This window comes from Xenorhabdus sp. PB61.4 (assembly GCF_963894935.1).
Classification (GTDB): Bacteria; Pseudomonadota; Gammaproteobacteria; order Enterobacterales; family Enterobacteriaceae; genus Xenorhabdus; species Xenorhabdus stockiae.
Window position 1 is genome coordinate 13,655 of record NZ_CAWQJR010000145.1, and the last position, 16,861, is coordinate 30,515.

General features: G+C 38.4%; 19 protein-coding genes and 1 pseudogene. 7 read left to right on the forward strand and 13 right to left on the reverse strand.

The features are described from left to right. Positions 1-33 precede the first annotated feature (33 nt). Genes AACX68_RS07855 through AACX68_RS07870 form a run of 4 tightly spaced genes read right to left on the reverse strand, consistent with a single transcriptional unit; the run spans position 34 to position 4,617 of the window. Positions 34-1,314, reverse strand: a complete 1,281-nt coding sequence (locus tag AACX68_RS07855) for an HlyD family secretion protein (RefSeq protein WP_228858742.1) — start codon at positions 1,312-1,314, stop codon at positions 34-36. Then, positions 1,307-2,740, reverse strand: a complete 1,434-nt coding sequence (locus AACX68_RS07860) for a TolC family protein (protein ID WP_228858743.1) — start codon at positions 2,738-2,740, stop codon at positions 1,307-1,309. Before AACX68_RS07860 ends, AACX68_RS07855 begins: the two co-directional genes overlap by 8 nt. Beyond that, positions 2,733-3,941: an ABC transporter permease gene (locus tag AACX68_RS07865; RefSeq protein WP_228858744.1), complete on the reverse strand. Its 1,209-nt coding sequence runs from the start codon at positions 3,939-3,941 to the stop codon at positions 2,733-2,735. Before AACX68_RS07865 ends, AACX68_RS07860 begins: the two co-directional genes overlap by 8 nt. Beyond that, positions 3,934-4,617, reverse strand: coding sequence for an ABC transporter ATP-binding protein (locus AACX68_RS07870; protein WP_228858745.1), 684 nt, complete (start codon positions 4,615-4,617; stop codon positions 3,934-3,936). The genes AACX68_RS07865 and AACX68_RS07870 overlap by 8 nt, the downstream gene beginning before the upstream one ends. A gap of 410 nt (positions 4,618-5,027) precedes the next feature. Here AACX68_RS07870 and AACX68_RS07875 point away from each other — a divergent pair, with 410 nt between their 5' ends. The 4 genes from AACX68_RS07875 to AACX68_RS07890 all read left to right on the forward strand — a co-directional run bounded on the left by AACX68_RS07875 (position 5,028) and on the right by AACX68_RS07890 (position 6,855). Further along, the gene (locus AACX68_RS07875; RefSeq protein WP_228858746.1) at positions 5,028-5,291 is read left to right on the forward strand and encodes an LCI fold-containing protein; all 264 of its coding nucleotides are present in this window, start codon (positions 5,028-5,030) and stop codon (positions 5,289-5,291) included. A 151-nt stretch (positions 5,292-5,442) separates the two neighbouring features. Continuing rightward, on the forward strand, positions 5,443-5,742 hold the full coding sequence (locus AACX68_RS07880) for a hypothetical protein (RefSeq protein ID WP_228858747.1): 300 nt from the start codon (positions 5,443-5,445) through the stop codon (positions 5,740-5,742). Positions 5,743-5,978: 236 nt separating this feature from the next. Further along, positions 5,979-6,266 (forward strand): hypothetical protein, encoded by a 288-nt coding sequence (locus AACX68_RS07885; protein WP_099122068.1) that lies wholly within the window; start codon positions 5,979-5,981, stop codon positions 6,264-6,266. Between the two features lie 292 nt (positions 6,267-6,558). Further along, positions 6,559-6,855 (forward strand): hypothetical protein, encoded by a 297-nt coding sequence (locus AACX68_RS07890; protein ID WP_099122067.1) that lies wholly within the window; start codon positions 6,559-6,561, stop codon positions 6,853-6,855. Positions 6,856-6,958: 103 nt separating this feature from the next. Here the strand turns inward: AACX68_RS07890 and AACX68_RS07895 are convergent, their stop codons facing one another. From AACX68_RS07895 to AACX68_RS07915, 5 genes are all read right to left on the reverse strand, one after another. Next, on the reverse strand, positions 6,959-7,897 hold the full coding sequence (locus tag AACX68_RS07895) for a helix-turn-helix transcriptional regulator (RefSeq protein WP_228858748.1): 939 nt from the start codon (positions 7,895-7,897) through the stop codon (positions 6,959-6,961). A 660-nt stretch (positions 7,898-8,557) separates the two neighbouring features. Further along, on the reverse strand, positions 8,558-8,818 hold the full coding sequence (locus AACX68_RS07900) for a hypothetical protein (protein WP_228858750.1): 261 nt from the start codon (positions 8,816-8,818) through the stop codon (positions 8,558-8,560). A gap of 55 nt (positions 8,819-8,873) precedes the next feature. Further along, a complete protein-coding gene (locus AACX68_RS07905) occupies positions 8,874-9,311 on the reverse strand; it encodes a GNAT family N-acetyltransferase (RefSeq protein WP_228858751.1) in 438 nt (145 codons plus the stop codon). Between the two features lie 230 nt (positions 9,312-9,541). Next, entirely contained in the window at positions 9,542-10,183 is a 642-nt protein-coding gene (gene catA / locus AACX68_RS07910; protein ID WP_228858752.1) for a type A chloramphenicol O-acetyltransferase, read from the reverse strand. A 255-nt stretch (positions 10,184-10,438) separates the two neighbouring features. Beyond that, positions 10,439-11,407 (reverse strand): methyltransferase, encoded by a 969-nt coding sequence (locus tag AACX68_RS07915; RefSeq protein ID WP_228858753.1) that lies wholly within the window; start codon positions 11,405-11,407, stop codon positions 10,439-10,441. 201 nt (positions 11,408-11,608) lie between these two features. Here AACX68_RS07915 and AACX68_RS07920 point away from each other — a divergent pair, with 201 nt between their 5' ends. Further along, positions 11,609-12,439: a PhzF family phenazine biosynthesis protein gene (locus AACX68_RS07920; RefSeq protein ID WP_228858754.1), complete on the forward strand. Its 831-nt coding sequence runs from the start codon at positions 11,609-11,611 to the stop codon at positions 12,437-12,439. Between the two features lie 258 nt (positions 12,440-12,697). Further along, positions 12,698-13,021: pseudogene (locus AACX68_RS07925) on the forward strand (carboxymuconolactone decarboxylase family protein); the annotation flags it as partial. Positions 13,022-13,085: 64 nt separating this feature from the next. Here AACX68_RS07925 and AACX68_RS07930 read toward each other — a convergent pair. Further along, complete coding sequence (locus AACX68_RS07930; protein WP_228858755.1) at positions 13,086-14,264, reverse strand: MFS transporter; 1,179 nt, start codon at positions 14,262-14,264, stop codon at positions 13,086-13,088. A gap of 130 nt (positions 14,265-14,394) precedes the next feature. On the opposite strand from AACX68_RS07930, the gene AACX68_RS07935 reads away from it, so the two are divergent. Then, entirely contained in the window at positions 14,395-15,294 is a 900-nt protein-coding gene (locus AACX68_RS07935; RefSeq protein WP_228858772.1) for a LysR substrate-binding domain-containing protein, read from the forward strand. A 94-nt stretch (positions 15,295-15,388) separates the two neighbouring features. On the opposite strand, the gene AACX68_RS07940 is transcribed toward AACX68_RS07935, so the two are convergent. From AACX68_RS07940 to AACX68_RS07950, 3 genes are all read right to left on the reverse strand, one after another. Further along, on the reverse strand, positions 15,389-15,925 hold the full coding sequence (locus AACX68_RS07940; RefSeq protein ID WP_228858756.1) for a metallophosphoesterase: 537 nt from the start codon (positions 15,923-15,925) through the stop codon (positions 15,389-15,391). Positions 15,926-15,998: 73 nt separating this feature from the next. Further along, positions 15,999-16,364: a DUF7079 family protein gene (locus tag AACX68_RS07945; RefSeq protein WP_228858757.1), complete on the reverse strand. Its 366-nt coding sequence runs from the start codon at positions 16,362-16,364 to the stop codon at positions 15,999-16,001. Between the two features lie 17 nt (positions 16,365-16,381). Next, positions 16,382-16,786, reverse strand: a complete 405-nt coding sequence (locus AACX68_RS07950) for a DUF1801 domain-containing protein (RefSeq protein WP_228858758.1) — start codon at positions 16,784-16,786, stop codon at positions 16,382-16,384. Between the last annotated feature and the right edge of the window lie 75 nt (positions 16,787-16,861).

The following is a 16,861-nucleotide window of genomic DNA, read 5'->3' on the forward strand; positions in this document are numbered from 1 at the left end:
GGGCTGTTTGTTTATACTAATGAGCTTCATTTTTCAGGGAGATAATGCAATAAATCCTTTTTCCAGCCCATGAATTTCTAATCCTTCCGGCATAGCCTCACCGACCGTTATCTGGCGGGAAATTGCCTGACTTTTTAAATCCGGGCGCCAGCTTACGCTCAAATTCCCATCATTGTCACGTGACAGCGCTTTTTCGGGTATCACAACTCCCTGTTCATTGTGATAAACAACGATACTGACTTTAGCGCTCATACCGGGCCTGATGAGATAATTCGTGTTTATGGGTGATGTCACTTTGATCACAACATCATAATAAACGGCTGTTCCGGGCTGATCGTTGCTTGCGCTTTGCATAGCGATGGTTTCAATTTTTCCATCCATAAAATAGCCAGAAAACCCTTCGCCGCTGATTTTGACTGGTAACCCTTCCTTTAGTTTGACGAGATCCGCTTCTTCAACCTGCGCCAATACCTGAAACTGGGTTGTATCCATAATTTCCAGCAAAGGCATTCCTTCTGTAACCCGCACACCTGTCTGAATTGCGAATGATTTGCCCTTTTCTCCCTGCTGTGCCTTAAGGATGACACCAGAAAATGGCGCTTTTATTTCCTTATGTGCGTATTGTTCCTGTAACGCCTGATAACGGCTTGTGGCATTTTTAAGCCCCATTTCTGCCACTTGTACGTGGCTGGCACTGCCTTTTTGTCGGGTAGATGTAAGATCATCCTTCGCTGAAGCAAGTTCCGTCAGTTGCCGACGGAGTTGTTGCTCAAGGTTTTCAACTTCCATTCTCGGGACAATTCCCCGTGAAAAAAGCGCCTGTGTTTTTGCCAGATTATTTTTAAGCTCCATTACCATGTGGTTCGCGTTTTCGACGTTCCTTCTGGCCCGAATGACTTCCTGACTGTTTTCCCAGTCCCGTAATTCTTCAACCGCAGATGAGGCTTTAATCATTTCCACCTGAGCCTGTCGAATTTCTATTTCAATTTTCCGGGTATCAAGCGTGACTAAAGTCTGATCTGGGGAAACCTGCTGTCCTTCTTTAACCAGAACCTGTTGGATAATCCCCTCAAATGGCGCAGGGATAGTTTCAAGGCGTCCGGACTGGAGTTTACCTACCAAGTCCAGTCGTTTTTCTATCGGAGAGGGATTTATAGTAATCCACTGTACAGCGTCTTGAGCGGGAGATTTTTCTGAGGACAATCCCCCTGAAGAGGATAAAGCCCAAAAACAGACGATAGCCGCCAGCACTCCCATGATGACCCACCGATAACGCCTAATCATGGAGTAGTTAAAAACTGAGTGTTTATTCATTAATCGTTATCTCCCAGCTTTCCAGTGTTGTACCCAGAATTTGATCCAGTTCAGCCTGAGCATTGAGGTACTGGATAAGCGTATTCAGGCGGGCATTTTCCGCATTTCTCAGGTCAGTTTCAAAACTCAGTACCTGAAAGTTGCTGGATCGCCCCGCCTGTAATTTTTCCTTTTCGATTTCAAGTTTTTGTTGCGAAAGTGAACTGGCCTTTATGGCTAGCTGATATTCCTGCCAGCGTGATTCAGTATCACGGATGGCATTCGTTACTCTCTGCTCCAGATTGATTCTGGCCTCTTCCAGATGTAATGCCTGCTTCTGAACATCAACTCTGGCCTGAATTTCCGCTTGTTGTTTTGTCATATCCCCGATTGGGATATCCAGTTGGATACCGATATAATTTTCCCAGTTTCGGGTGTCAGCAGAAGAGGAACGATACTGGGAGGTTCCGCCAACCAGTGATAAATCCCAGAGTTGGTTATCTCTGGCCTGCAATAACTGAATATCGGCGGTTTTTGCAGAAAGTAGCTGAGTAAGATAACCCGGTTGTTGAGCTTGTGCCTTTTTAATTGATTGTTCAACATCCAGCCTGACATAAGTCCCTTTCAGAGTATCTGTTGCATGGATAGGCGTTTTGAGGCTCAGAGCCAGTAGCTTCAGGAGTGTCAGTTTTGCCGCATTAACATTATTTTCAGCCTCTTTTGCTGAGAGTTCCTGCATCGCCAAATCGGCCTGTGTCTGTATGATATCTGTCTGAGCCATTCGGCCTGCATCAATCAACTCCTTATTTGTCTCAACCAGTTTCTGCATACGTTTAAGGGAAGCGGCAGACAAAGCCTGTTGCTCCTGCGCCCGGAGTAACGCGTGATAGGCCAGAATAATTTGTGTAATGGACTCGGAAATTGTCGATTTTAAATTCAGACGGTTAGTTTGTTCCCGAAGTTTTGCCAGTAAAACCGGTGCATTATTCACATCTGTTCCGGCTCCTCGTAAAAGAGGCTGTATCATAGTAATACTTGCGCCATCATTGTGAAGGCTGCTTATTCCTGACTTATTGTGCTCACGCGCCCATGACAGCGTGAAACGTGTCCCCAAAGGTGTAAGTAATGTGGCGTTAGGAGACAGGCTGGTTTTGTTGAAATTCTCTGCCTGATTTTTGCCCGTAATATAACGCCCGCTCAGTTGCAATTTCGGCGTAAACCGGTCTTCTGCTACACGTAAATCAAACTTCTGAGCGATACGGTCCAGATAAACACTGCGAATGGCATAGTTATTCCGTAAACCCAGCGATATTGCATCACTCAGCGACAGGCCGATGACTTCTCCTGTATTTTTACGATCCAGACTGTGATCAGATTCAGAAACTCCGGCTTGAGAAAAACAGAGACACAGAGTCAGAACACCATAAATGAAATAATTTTTAATCATCACGTAATGCCTGTACAGGTTCCATTTGTGAGGCTTTATGAGCGGGATAAAAGCCGGAGATAAGCCCCGCTATAACGGCACTTCCTATTCCTAAAGGGATGGATAGCGGAGCCAGAGAAAATGACCAACCGGAGTAAAGGACAAAAAGGAAGGCAACGATAATCCCCACTAAAGTACCAAGTATTGCGCCGGTAAAAGTCAATACAGCCGCTTCATACAAAAACAGGCGTCGGATATCCTGTGCTCTTGCCCCCAAAGCCATACGCAACCCTATTTCTTTTCTCCGGGCAGAAACATTCATCAACATCACATTAGAGATCGCAATTCCGCCCGTTAGTAGTGAGATACCAGCCAACCCGATCAACATAAAAGTAAAGGTTTTACCCTGCTCCGTCTGCCCTTGTAACAATTGCTGAGCAACGCGAACGTTAATTTCAACCTCGGGAAACTTATTCTTAAAAAACGCAGACAAATTTTCTGCATCCGCTTCTGTTGTCGAAGTTGTGGCTGAACGGGTAATCAGGCCATTCAGCTGAGCATGTTGTGATATTTTACGCATGGTTTCGAGAGGAACCACGACAACGGAATCCAGAGAAAAAGGAAAAATAGGGTTTTGCCCTTTTGTTTCAAAAATACCAATCACGGTATATAGATAATTACCAAGCTGAATCTGCTTGCCAAGTATTTGGGACGTGTCATCTCCCACGAGAGAAACGGCGACATCATTACCCATAACCAGATAAGGAGAGTGACGATCATAATCGGAGATAAATCGCCCATGCCGCAATTGTAATAACATAACTTCCGCAAGTGCGGCCGTGGAGCCTATCAGGGTAAAGTGTTCTGTTTTACCGTTATAACGCACAGGAGAAGAATAATAGATCCAGGGTGCTGCGGAAGATAAACTCGGAATAGCCGTTTTCAGCGCGTCTATGTTAATGTCTTCACTATCAATGCCATGATTGTAAGAATAGAAATTAGTTGTGATCACATTAATATCCAACCCGCTGAACATCTTCAGCGCTGCAAGGGTCGCGTTATGCCCTGTATTCAGAAAGGCCACGACAGATGCACAACCAATCGCAATTCCAGACAAAGCAAGCAGAGAGCTTTTCCCCGTAGCCATTAAATTACGCCAGGCTTCCCGCCACATCATAAATACTGACATGCCATAATGACTAGGCTGACTTTTATCATGCATGCATTGTCGTTCCTCTGATCTCATGCAACTGACCACCACTCATACGTAATTCGCGCTGCATATGGTTCGCTACCATCGCATCATGGGTTATTACAACCAGAGTCATCGCATTGTCGGTGTGAAGAGTGGAAAGTAACGATAAAATTTCTTCTGCTGTTTGCGGGTCCAAATTACCGGTAGGTTCATCAGCCAGCAGCAATGAAGGCTCTCCGACTAATGCTCTGGCAAGTGCAACACGCTGTCGTTGACCGCCAGATAAGTCTGCCGGGTAATGATTTTCTCTGTGTGAAAGTCCAACCAAACCCAATTTTTCTCTGGCAATTTTATGAGCCTGCGAAGCTGAAATGCCCCGATAAAGTAGTGGTAACGCGACATTTTCTGTTGCTGTCATTCCGGCTAATAAATGAAAACTCTGAAATACAAAGCCGATTTCTTTATTGCGCATTCTGGCACGCAGATCAGCATCTGCTACTGACATATCAACGCCACAAAGAAAATACTCTCCGGAAGTGGGTTTATCCAGCAAGCCGAGAATATTCAGTAAAGTGCTTTTACCCGAACCTGACGTACCGACAATAGCGCAACTCTGCCCTGCATAAATTTGTGCGGTAATATTTTTCAGAATAGAGATCTGCCCTTCTTCCCCGTGTTGATAAACACGAGTTAATTTTTGCATATTAATAACAGGTGATATCGGTTCTGGGGAATGAATAAAATTTATTACAGTACCCATTGTTTTTCTAATAACCCTCACATTTCAATATCGAAATTAATATTTCTTATGCTAGCTATGAATATGTTAAGGAAGTAATGGATAAATAACAACACAAAATAAACTGAGTGAATGTTGTTCAATTTATCTGACTGAGGATATAATTTATTTAATTCCAATTTGTTAATAATAACATTATTATCATAAATTATGATAGTTGAAATTACACTTCCAACCTAGAAAGAAATATATGACCAGTTTATAAATTTTAAAATTGCTATAGCATCTGATGGTGGTTTAGGATTTATCGTGCATTGTTAAATGCAACTTGATAAACAATATATTAAAATTGGAATTATTATGGGGAAATGTTTATGTTAAAGAAATTATTAAAAGTTGGATCATTAACAGCGATACTAATCGGAGGAATAGGTACTGCTTCGGCATGGGAGTTTCCAGCCTACAGGGATTGTGTAGAAGCGATGGGCAACGATCGTAGTGGTAAGCCTATCAGAACTGTGGTTCACTCAACGGGTGTTTTTGCGAATAAATTTTCACGGGATGGGAGGACATGGTATTTTCAATATTATAAATCTTGCAATAATGGAAGATATGTGGCTTTTTATGAAGGTGTTTAAAATATTATAAATAACTATCATAATTTTCTATGAAAAATAAGAAGTCTCGCCAAAAATGACAAGGCTTCTTATTATTTTTTTAATTATTTTAATATTATTTAATGAATAATTAACTTGGTTCACAATCTGAAAAATATTAAAGGAAATTTTTATGTTGAAGAAGTTTTTCATAGGTGGATCACTAGTTACAGTTATGTCATTAACTGTTGGAATTGCAACTGCAGCAGCTGAAAGCCTGTGTCCAAATGAGTCTGTATATATTTCAACAAAGCCGAACTATACCCGAGTAGTTGTTAAACCGAACCGTAATTTTTCTCAAGAATTTATACAGCAAAATACGATGTATGGAGATATACAATGGTTTTATCAGGGACCTCAATTTAGCTGTATAGATAAAGCAGGAAAGCCTGCTTGGGCTGCTGTGTATATTGGTAATAGTGTAAGAAATTAAAATCCCACCCCAAAACCCCCTTTCTCGAAGGGGGTTGTGAAAAATATTTTTTATTTCCATTACTGATCTATTTGAATTAACCTTCAGAAAAAATCCAAAATTCGAATATAAAATAAAAACATACACCGTTTATAAATTTTGAAATGGTAAAATCCTCTGTTAGTCATTTACATTTACCGCGTATTATAAAATGTGATTTTATAAGTAATAAACTGAAAAAATTAAAGGAAGGTTTTATGTTGAAGAAATTCTTCGTGGGTGGAGCATTGGCTGCGGTTATCTTATTAACTGGCGGAATAGCAACTGCATCAGCAAACAGCACAGATATCCCTTGGAATAATTGCCATTCATCTCCTATAGAGTATAAAAATGGAGTATATACTAAATACCTAGTAAAAGATGGAATTGTTTTCCTTGATGTGCGCAATGAAGATGGATTCAAATGGCATTTGAAAGGATTTAAAAAATTATACGTTTGTGGAATGAACGTTTATGTTGGTAAATATGAAGGTGTAAAATCATAGGTAAGCCCTATCGCTACAGTACCTCAGAATGCTAATAAACCTCGTTAATATAACGGGGTTTTTTGATTTTGTTATGGATAATTATATTTGGTTATTTTATTTCTCAATCTTATTTGCTATTTTTTAATCATTCCTATCTCAAATTTAATATAAAAACATATACTGTTTCCAATTTTTGAAATAGTAAATTCCTCTTATGATGATTTATATTTAGCGCATCTTATCAAAGAATATTTGGTAAGTGATAAATTTAAATAGAAAGTTATAATGATGTTAAATTAGAGGTTTTATTATGTTTAAAAAATTATTAGTAGGCGGAGCATTGGTAGCTGGTCTTGCATTAACTGGCGGAATTGCAACTGCATCAGCAGCAAATAAAGATTTTACCTATAACGATTGTTATAGCTCAGGCAGAACTTATACTGGTACAAATGGAACAGTATATGTTGTGTATGAAGTGCGTAAAAATCATATTTTTGAAAGCGTATTCACAGATGGAAAAATTCAGTATCATTTGCAAGGCATAAAGCCGGTAGCATCACATTGTGGTAAAGGCTATGTAGGTTACTATGAAGGCAAAGAAATATAATATTTCCCTAAAAGCCTCTAATAAGAGGCTTTTAGATTTTCTTAATGACATTAAGTATTCAGATAATTAATTACCTATTTTTTGTAACACGTATAATCGCTTCTTATTCCAACTGTTTCAAACGCATCTGAATTTCATCAATATACATTCTTTTTAATGTTTTAGGTTTTATATAAATCAGATGTCTGGAAAATCCATTTATATAGTCAAGCAGATAACCCAATTCTTCCTGATGATAATAACCAGAAATTAGTGCACCATCATCGGTTAATTTGAGGGAGATATGTGAAAATGATTTGCTATGATAATGGTCAATACCTGATCTTTTTATCGTTATTTCAAAATAATGTTGCTGTTGCTTCTGCCTTAATTGTTCAAAATTAGACAGATTGAAATCTGTTAAACGAATATTTTCAGGAGCAACGAAAGTTACTGCCGTTGGACGAAATGACTGGATTGCATGGCAGCGTAACACACGTAAATCTTGTGCTTCATAATCAAATACAGCTAAAAACCACTTTCCTGACTCAAACCACATCGCAATCGGGTAAATAAAAACTTTTCTATCGCAGTATATTACTTCCAGATTTTCCTGTTGAAAAATATGATTGAGTAACATATCAAGATGTTTAATTGGATTGATCTGTCTGGCTGTTCTCACCCCCAAACACTTGCGTAATCTTTCATCTTTTATTTTTTCATCTTGAGGCAATACTTGCTTTAATTTTTCAGAAATACTACGAAATTGCAGATTAAACGGGGTGGATTGCAGAACATGCATACCTGAAATCGCAAATAACATGGCATGAATTTCATCCGCGCTAAATCTGACTGGTGCTAACCGGTATGTTGGAGCAACAACGTATCCGCCATTTCTCCCCCGCTCAGAATATAAAGGAACGCCCAATTCTTCTAAAGCTGAAATGTAACGTAAAGCACTACTACGGGATAACTGAAACTCTTGCATCAGTTCTTTTAAGGTCACTTTCTGCCTTCCCTGTAAGAAGAGCTGCATTTGTTGCAATAACAATGTTTTCTTCATTAAAAATCCTTAAAAGGTATCAGAAAGTGAAGCTTATATAACGCAGAGGCTGAATTAGTCCAGATAAAAATAAATTTCAAGAGGGATAATTTTTTGGTTGAACATAAATTAATTTTTTTCAAAAAACTCAAGGATCTTAATGAATCTATCGCATACATATTCAAATCCAAAAAATGCCATAACTATTAACACTACATTATAATAGTGATTACTATCACCATTATATATCAATGATAATGATGATTTACTGATGAAAAATATTGCAAGACATAAACTAACCATATTCGCAATAGCTCTTCTTGTAGATTTTTTCATTTTTCGGTATTTAACCTCGTTGGTTTATTAAAATCAAAAATTACCATAACTCAATCGTGTTGATCATAGGTCAGATATTTTTGTTTCCGAGGCGCTGCAAATAGGGAGACTATGTCTCCCATCTGAATAATTGAGTATCTATTTGAAATTTAATTGTTATTTTTTCTGTGGTGAATTACTGAATTTTTCTGCTTCTTTTAACGTTAGAATGTGACTGACTCCAAAAAGAATGGCGCCTATTCCTCCTATAACATATCCTATCAACCGACTATTCAGTATATAGCGAATGATTTTCATTTCTTTCTCCGAATGGGATAAATAAAATTTTCGATCAGTTATATGCCATTATGCTTTAGCGGGCTTTTTAACCTTTTTGGCATCCTCCTCACTGGGGTTACATTCTTGATGTGTTCCGGGAAGATAAAATTTTCCATCTGCCGATGGGTTTGTTCCACCATCACACCCCGGCAATCCTGCTGTACCGTCCCTGTCTCCCCCATTCAGTCCATTGCCGCCATTGGCATTGCCGTGAGTTGTATTTGCATATACTGATGGTACAGAAATAGTTAGTATTAAATAAATAAGAGTGATAATTAATTTTTTCATAACAAACCTTTATGTGTGTATAAATCAATCTTAGTTGAGATCTAAATATTCGCACTTAAATCCTGATAATCGCTAGCATTTCTCCAATTTCCTCATCCATACCAACTTCGACGAAACCAACGCTGGCATAAAGATTCTTTGCAATGAGATTCTTAGGATTATAAGAAATTGCTATTTCCTCTAACTGATCTGTATGCCCGATTTCATCAATTGCTAACGCTAGTGCTTTGCGTCCAATACTTTTCTTTTGATGGTTTTGATCTATCATAAACCGCCAAATTGTTATCCTTTTGTCGGCATCGGGTACCCACATAAAAAAACCAACGGGTTCCCCATTCAGACAAATAGCACGTGTTTGGTATGACGGGTTAAATTTTGATTGAGCGATGGAATATACGTTTTCCGCGACATAAGAAAGTTGTTCGTCAGTTACTGATAAATTGCAAACTGCTTCATAATTATTCTTGGTTACGTCAGTTAAGGTAATCAACATATACTGCTCCAATATGGATTCATCATTCAGAGATGTTAAAAATAGGGTGATATTAATTTAATGTTGTTTTTTAAGTATTCAGCTTAAACGCGAATTCTCAGTAACTGGGGTAATGACAATAGCAAATTGATTTAATTTTGATAAAAAGTCAATAATTATTAAGGGAAAATCAATTAGCCTCAGACCCATTTTTTAAGTAGGCCACTGAATGGTGGCCTGATATTTTTTCTTTACATCAAAGCATCATTACACAATGCCTGCAATTTTTTAATAAATAAAGCGACATGATAGCCGTCACAGGCTGCGTGGTGTACTTGTACCGATAATGGTAACAATATTTTTCTGCCCTCTTGCTGATATTTTCCCATTGTAAAAATTGGGGCGAAATAATCAGTGATATCAGATATATTCAGGTTGAAACCATCAAATCCTATCCACGGGATTGAGGAAATATTAATATGATTTTTCGGTTTCTCTGTTTGTGGATAAAGACGTGTATCACAACCGTATTGTTCAATGTCAGCACAATAATTCATCATAAACTGCGGCAAATCAGGTGAAAATGTCGTACACAATACAGAAAATGTTTCGGTTTTTTTATGAAAAACAGTATAAATTGGATCAACACTGTCCCAAATAATTAACTCCTCATCTTTCATCGCTAACCTGAATTCAGGATATTGATTGACGACTTTGGTGAGCAGATAAATCATAGTCGGGTAAAATTTATAATGTGTTTTTGCTAAGGATAAGCGCAGATCTGTAATGTCAATTTTCGTCGTCAGACTAAAGCCACACTTAACACTATGGCGATAATACGCAAAGTGCTCTCCACGATTCCACGTGTTAAGATCTATTTTTGTGTAATTCATCTTTTTCCCTTCTAATCAAGTATGTTAATAATAAAATTAATTAGAAGGGAATTATCTCTGTCTGGATTGATGACATCTAATGACTCCTTTATTTTATGTTTTGAACGGTAGTCACATTATCATTTAAGCGAAAAAATACCAATCGTTAAACGCCGGAGGTCTCATAGTAATACGGCCTTTATTACTATCCCTCCGGGACAAAAAAAACTTAATCAGAGCTATCTCCCTGGCTGGAGCGCAGTATTAAAAGTAAATTTATTTTTTAATTTCAAAAAGATAGTAATTTCCATTCTCTGTGGAAAAATTTAAATTATAGATATTTTTAATAGATAACCCAGCTTGTTTTACCATAAACTCAAAGTCGGATTGATACCGTCTTCTCCCTAACAAAAGGGTATCTATGTATAAATCAAATGAGGTTGCTTCATGTGGTTCTTTAATTATATCGATAAGATATAAAACTGAATCATCTCGCATTGCTGTATGACAATTCTTTAAAATATCGATAGCCTGATCATCTGGCCAGTCATCCAATACATTTTTTATGCTATAAGCATCATAGCCGAATGGAATCTCAGAAAAGAAATCACCATTAATAAAAGTAATTTCTTCTGATTCTTTTCTGGTGAAATTATATTGATCCATAACATGACACTGAATATGTGGATGGTGAGTTTTTATGTTTTTCACGAAACTACCCACACCACCTCCGATATCAATAAATGTCTTAATACCATCCAGAGGAATGTGATCAATAATATGGTTATTTGTTTTATTCGTCATTTCTCCCATTAAGTTATCAAAAGTTAATTTAATATCTTTATTGTTTTTATGATTGAGATAGTCAAAAAATGACTCGTGATGGGTAAGTTCGAAAGCGGATTTTTTATTCGGTTTTTTTAAAGACGAACTGTATTGTGACCAAGTATTCCAGAATACGGGATCTAATTCGAACTTTATATACAGTGTTTCAAAGCTATTCTGATCATTGAGTGATGTCCATTGTTCAGTAAGATAAAATTTATCCTCTTTTTTTGTTAATATTTTAAGTTTTTCCATATAATTCAATAGGATGTTAAATCTATCCTGATAGACATTGCATAGCCTAGCAAGTTGTTCCACTGTTTTACCCTTCTCTGTACTTAAATATAATGGTGCTTTACTGTCAACAAAGGCAAATAATGCATTTGATTTACGATAGGCAGTAATTATATCCAATGGCATTATCATTCTCCTTATTTATCTCCATTAATTAGTGTGTCATACTCTAAAACCTCAGGTTAACTTGAGATCAAGTCTTTTTTATCTTATTTTTTAATACCATAAAAATACGTAACTTAACGTGTGTTTTTATTGAGATTATACCGTGCTATAAAAAATAGAGACTTATTTGTTGATGGTTTAAATTATAAAATAGAGTGAATAATGAAATTCTTATTTGAACAGGTTAATGTTTTTTCTGATAAAAAATTACAAGGTAATCCACTGGCTGTAGTTATTGGTGCAGATAACCTGACTGAACAGCAAATGATTCAGTTTGCTAAGTGGACCAATTTAAGTGAAACCACTTTCTTACTTAAACCACGTCATCCTGATGCAGATTATAGAGTCAGAATTTTTACTCCTGCGGGCGAACTGCCTTTTGCTGGGCACCCAACACTAGGTTCTTGTTATGTATGGCAGAAAGCCAATGATCAGAAAGATAAAGCAACGATTATTCAGGAATGTGAAGCAGGTTTAATTACTATCAAACAGCTCAACGGACGGTTGGCATTTATGGCCCCTCCGCTGGCAAGAACAGGCGATGTAGCTGATGATATAATTGCTACAATTCTGAAAGGACTTGGTATTACTGCTGATGATGTTGAATTGTGTCAGTGGATAGATAATGGACCCGGCTGGCTTGGCATCTTACTAAAATCTGTCGATAAACTTTTGGAAATACAACCTGATTATGCACCATTGAAAAACTATGAGATTGGTTTGTGTGCAATTTATCCTGAAGGAAATCAGGTAAGTCTGGAAGTTAGGGGCTTATGTGGTTCAATTTCTGAAGAGGATCCGGTGACTGGCAGTCTGAATGCAGCTTTTGCTCAGTGGTTGATACCACATGGGAAATTACCCGCAAATTATACAGCCAGACAAGGACGATGTATTGGACGAGATGGCTGGATTTATATCACTTCAGATGAAGATGGCATCTGGGTTTCGGGTGACGTCGTTGACTGTATCAGTGGTATGGTTGAATTCGATTAAGTAACCACACAGCTATGTTGATAAATAAGGTACTAACAATTTTTTCAGCAGAAATGTTTAAAAGTGTCAAAAAGTGAAACCTATATATCTTAGGATTATTTCCATCTAATCGCAGTTTAAAAGGAAAGCATGATGACACGAGTTTCTTTAGTACAAAGTTTCCCCAATATTTATCAACAACTGAAAATAGTGAATGATGAAATCGATAAATCAGCTTTGTCTGCCGGTATTAGTTAAGGGTTTTGCCATCTATTAAAATTACGTATATCCCAGATTAATGGGTGTGCATATTGTGTCAGGTTACATACCCGAGATGCCTTACAACAGAACGAACCTATCGATAAAGTTGCCGTGCTGCCAGCCTGGAAGGAAACAGAATATTTTACAGAAAAGGAACGGGCTGCCCTGTTATTAGTGGAGGCGATAACAGAAATACAAAATGATCATATTCCCGATGATGTTTATCAAAAAGCAGCAACGGTATGGAGCGATAAACAGGTTGCGGCAATTGAGTGGCTGGCTATTATGATGAACGCCCTGAATAGGTTAGGAATAGCCGGAAGATATCATGTTGCTCCGTAGTTTTTCCATGGTACTTTTTCTATGGTACTACCCGCCTGAATCAGGCGGGTATGCAGACGGTAGACTACCCTTTTCTTTTGTTAATCGATAATGTCAGTGATTGTGTTTTTTGATCCGTTATCAGCAGTAATAACAGACCAACGAGCGCAACAAAACCACCCGAATAACTGACCATTTCATACCCTAACCCCAGTGATAAAACAGTTGCCCCCAATGCAGCACCGATGGCATTACCCAGATTAAATGCACCAATATTGACAGAAGAAGCTAATGACTGGGCTTCAGATGCAACCTGCATTACTTTTAGCTGTAATGGCGGGACAACACCAAAGCTAGCCGCTCCCCAAAACACTAATATGATACCGCCAGTAATCGTGTCTTTCGCGATTTGTGGAAATAGCATCATAATCAGGAACAGTGATGCAAATAATCCATAAAGTGTTTTGGATACAGAACGGTTAGCCAGAATACCACCGATATAATTCCCGACGGTAAACCCCACACCAACCAGCACCAACATTATACTGACCTGTGTTTCTGCAACATGAGAGAGAGTCATTAACATTGGCACAATATAAGTATAGAAAGTGAACATGGCACTGGCCCCAAGCACCGTACAAAATAGCGTCGTCAATACGGAAGGTTTCAATAAAACCTGTAGTTCACGGCGTAAATTGAGCGGCTGTCCCTGCATTCCCCGTGGGAGCGCCAATAATAGAGAAATCATGGTAATGAATCCCAATACACTGATCAGGAAAAAAGCCTCCCGCCAGCCCAATATCTGCGATAAACGCGTAATCGCAGGAACACCGCCGAGATTAGCGATAGTCAATCCCATAAACATGCTGGCAATTGCGCTGGCCTCCTTCCCCTTCTCGACTACTCGGGTCGCTACCAAAGCGCCTATACCAAAAAATGCGCCATGATTTAGGCTGGTGACAAAACGGGCAATAAGTAATAGGGAAAAATCAGGTGATAACGCCGACAAGATATTTCCTACGGTAAAAATGCTCATTAAAAAAATCAGAGCGGCTTTCGGGGAACGTTTAATCAGTAATAAGGTCATTACCGGCGCACCCAACATCACACCAATTGCATAGACCATCACCAGAATACCAGCGGTGGGGATAGAAATTGCCAGATCTGAAGCTATCTCCGGCAACATACCCATTGGTGAAAATTCGGTAGCCCCGATAGCAAATGCCCCAATAGAAAGTGATAACAGAGCGGTGCTCGTTCGCATAATTTCCTCATATCTTTAATCTCAGCGTTATTGCTGACACGACATCACTGTAAGTGAGGGTGATTATGTCAGTTTGATATTTGCAGAAACACTGATTAATATGAGAAAAACTTTTGACTTAAATGCGAAAATGAAAATTACTCTGGAAGAAATGCGGGTGTTTATTGCTGTAGTGGACAGTGGTTCAATAACCGCAGCGGCTGAATGGCTGGGGTTCACTATTTCTGCCACCAGCCGAGCGTTGTTACGGCTTGAAGAAAAAGTGGACAGTACTTTGTTATACCGTACTACCCGGCGTATAAAGTTAAGCGAAGAAGGCGCTGCATTTCTACAAAAAGCACGGGAAGTGGTGAAACTTGCGCAAGAAGCGGAAGAAGTTTTGCTGAGTCACAAAGATATTCCCTCCGGAACGTTACGAGTAGATGCCGCAACTCCTTTTCTATTACATGTCATTGCACCACTGGTTGCTCAATTTCACGAAATATACCCACAGATAGCGCTGGAACTGACGAATTACGAAGGTGTGACGGATCTACTGGAAAAACAGACTGATATTGCCTTTCGCATTGGAACGCTGAGTGATTCTTCTCTGCACGCTACATTGTTAGGTCACAGTAAACTGCGAGTTCTGGCAAGCCCTCTCTATTTAGAACGTTTTGGCGAACCGAAAACTGTTGAAGAATTACAACAGCACTGTCTGCTCGGGTTTACTGCACCAGAAAATCTCAACGAATGGCCCCTTTTTCATGGTGATAAAAAGGGGATCAAAATTACCCCAACAATTGCTGCAAGTAGTGGTGAAGTATTATGTAATCTGACCCGAAAAGGAGTCGGTATCGTATGTATGTCTGATTTTATGACTCATGAGATGAGAGAGTCCGGTGAATTTAAACAGGTCCTTTCTCATATCACTTTTGAGCAAAAACAGCCGATTAATGCAGTTTATTACCGTAACCAGACGCTTTCACCCCGGTTACGCTGCTTTATTGATTTTATTAAAAATAATAGCTTGTGCCTTAATCGGCTATGATATCCGTTAACCCCTAGGAACATAGATAATCGTATGTTTATACCGGGGTGAACGAGCACAGCCAGCAAAGAGACAACTTGAAAGTATAGAATACTTATTCTTGAGCTTTTTTCAGTACTTGGTTAATGCTAATGGGAAAAAAATTATTAACATCAACACCAACGTTAATAGCTCTGGGTCCGAGTACACTTAATCGTTTGTATTGTTCAGGATCTTTACCTGCATTGTGAACGTGACCATAAAGATGAATCGCATTACGAAAATAGCCCTGCCATTCGAGAATTGGGTAGTGGAACATCACAATTTTTTGTTTTTGATAATCCATTTCGTAGTAGCTTTTTACCCATTCAAACATCGAAATATCAAAGTCCGGATCGTTCAAAAATTTATCGTGATTACCGCGGATCAGATATTTTTTACCATTAAGGCGACGGAGTATTTTATTCGCATCTGCTCCAGTGCCACGATAAAGAAAATCACCTAAAATATAAATTTCATCCCGGTCAGTAACACATGCGTTCCAGTTGTGTATCAGGGCGTTATTCATATGGTGTGCAGTTTCAAATGGTCGCCCGCATAGGTTTATGATGCTGGAGTGGCAAAAATGGGTATCGGAAGTAAAATAAATCATAAAAATCTTCTTGTAACTATAGTAAGAGCTATAGTCTAACAAAAGATATTAATTTACCCATTTATTTTATAAATTAACGGATTAAAACCGTCAGTGATTTTTGTAATTTTCTCCAATCATCTTCAAAATATTTACGTAATAAAAATAATTTTATATTTGTTTTTATTTTACCGACTATCCCTGCCATGGCCCGTTGTTTATGAAAAGACTGAATGTCTTCCCAAAGCTGTTTGCGTTCAAAAAAGGTCCATATATAGGGTACGGGAGTAAAACCATTGGTGTAACATACAGGAGCAACCCATTCGAAAAAAACAGTTTCTACATGTTCAATAGAAAAATATTTTACGATAGAAGCAATTTCTTCATAATCAACTTGATTATCTACGAAGATAGTTGATAGCGCTTCGCACAAATCTATATCCGTGAGTTGATTATTCAACGGGTATCTCCTGATTTTTATCTCTTTTTCTTCAGTTTATAAGTGAGTGACATCTCAATACATAGTCTTAACTCATTTACTGGTAAATAGGCGTAAGGGTCTAAAATTATTGCCCGGTTTTTTGAATAAATTAACTCAGGAAAAAGTGTTCTGAATGTATCGATTAATGTTGTCTGGCAGTGAAAAAAGATAGCCACATGGGTATCCCCAAAACGGTCCAGCCGGATTGTAGTTCCAGCCTTTGTCTTAAGAGTCAGGTAACTGGGCTGACCCCATTTCAAAGTTTCAGTAATCACGCCAACCCCTTCTGTTTTTGACGCGACATCAAATATTAACTCTCTTATTTTCAATAATGACTGCTGATATTCTTGAGGATAATGTTCAAATACCGAACGAACTTCGTGACTCTGAAATGCTGTCATAAGATTGCTACCTTATCGGTTAATTCGTATATTGGGCCTGCCTCATACAACCCTATCTTAATTAGAATGGTCGGA

What these genes read in the sequence shown, in the direction of transcription:
- AACX68_RS07855 (WP_228858742.1), bottom strand. Translation starts at nt 1,314, where the DNA reads ATGAATAAACACTCAGTTTTTAACTACTCCATGATTAGGCGTTATCGG.
- AACX68_RS07860 (WP_228858743.1), bottom strand. Translation starts at nt 2,740, where the DNA reads ATGATTAAAAATTATTTCATTTATGGTGTTCTGACTCTGTGTCTCTGT.
- AACX68_RS07865 (WP_228858744.1), bottom strand. Translation starts at nt 3,941, where the DNA reads ATGCATGATAAAAGTCAGCCTAGTCATTATGGCATGTCAGTATTTATG.
- AACX68_RS07870 (WP_228858745.1), bottom strand. Translation starts at nt 4,617, where the DNA reads ATGCAAAAATTAACTCGTGTTTATCAACACGGGGAAGAAGGGCAGATC.
- AACX68_RS07875 (WP_228858746.1), top strand. Translation starts at nt 5,028, where the DNA reads ATGTTAAAGAAATTATTAAAAGTTGGATCATTAACAGCGATACTAATC.
- AACX68_RS07880 (WP_228858747.1), top strand. Translation starts at nt 5,443, where the DNA reads ATGTTGAAGAAGTTTTTCATAGGTGGATCACTAGTTACAGTTATGTCA.
- AACX68_RS07885 (WP_099122068.1), top strand. Translation starts at nt 5,979, where the DNA reads ATGTTGAAGAAATTCTTCGTGGGTGGAGCATTGGCTGCGGTTATCTTA.
- AACX68_RS07890 (WP_099122067.1), top strand. Translation starts at nt 6,559, where the DNA reads ATGTTTAAAAAATTATTAGTAGGCGGAGCATTGGTAGCTGGTCTTGCA.
- AACX68_RS07895 (WP_228858748.1), bottom strand. Translation starts at nt 7,897, where the DNA reads ATGAAGAAAACATTGTTATTGCAACAAATGCAGCTCTTCTTACAGGGA.
- AACX68_RS07900 (WP_228858750.1), bottom strand. Translation starts at nt 8,818, where the DNA reads ATGAAAAAATTAATTATCACTCTTATTTATTTAATACTAACTATTTCT.
- AACX68_RS07905 (WP_228858751.1), bottom strand. Translation starts at nt 9,311, where the DNA reads ATGTTGATTACCTTAACTGACGTAACCAAGAATAATTATGAAGCAGTT.
- catA (WP_228858752.1), bottom strand. Translation starts at nt 10,183, where the DNA reads ATGAATTACACAAAAATAGATCTTAACACGTGGAATCGTGGAGAGCAC.
- AACX68_RS07915 (WP_228858753.1), bottom strand. Translation starts at nt 11,407, where the DNA reads ATGCCATTGGATATAATTACTGCCTATCGTAAATCAAATGCATTATTT.
- AACX68_RS07920 (WP_228858754.1), top strand. Translation starts at nt 11,609, where the DNA reads ATGAAATTCTTATTTGAACAGGTTAATGTTTTTTCTGATAAAAAATTA.
- AACX68_RS07930 (WP_228858755.1), bottom strand. Translation starts at nt 14,264, where the DNA reads ATGCGAACGAGCACCGCTCTGTTATCACTTTCTATTGGGGCATTTGCT.
- AACX68_RS07935 (WP_228858772.1), top strand. Translation starts at nt 14,395, where the DNA reads ATGAAAATTACTCTGGAAGAAATGCGGGTGTTTATTGCTGTAGTGGAC.
- AACX68_RS07940 (WP_228858756.1), bottom strand. Translation starts at nt 15,925, where the DNA reads ATGATTTATTTTACTTCCGATACCCATTTTTGCCACTCCAGCATCATA.
- AACX68_RS07950 (WP_228858758.1), bottom strand. Translation starts at nt 16,786, where the DNA reads ATGACAGCATTTCAGAGTCACGAAGTTCGTTCGGTATTTGAACATTAT.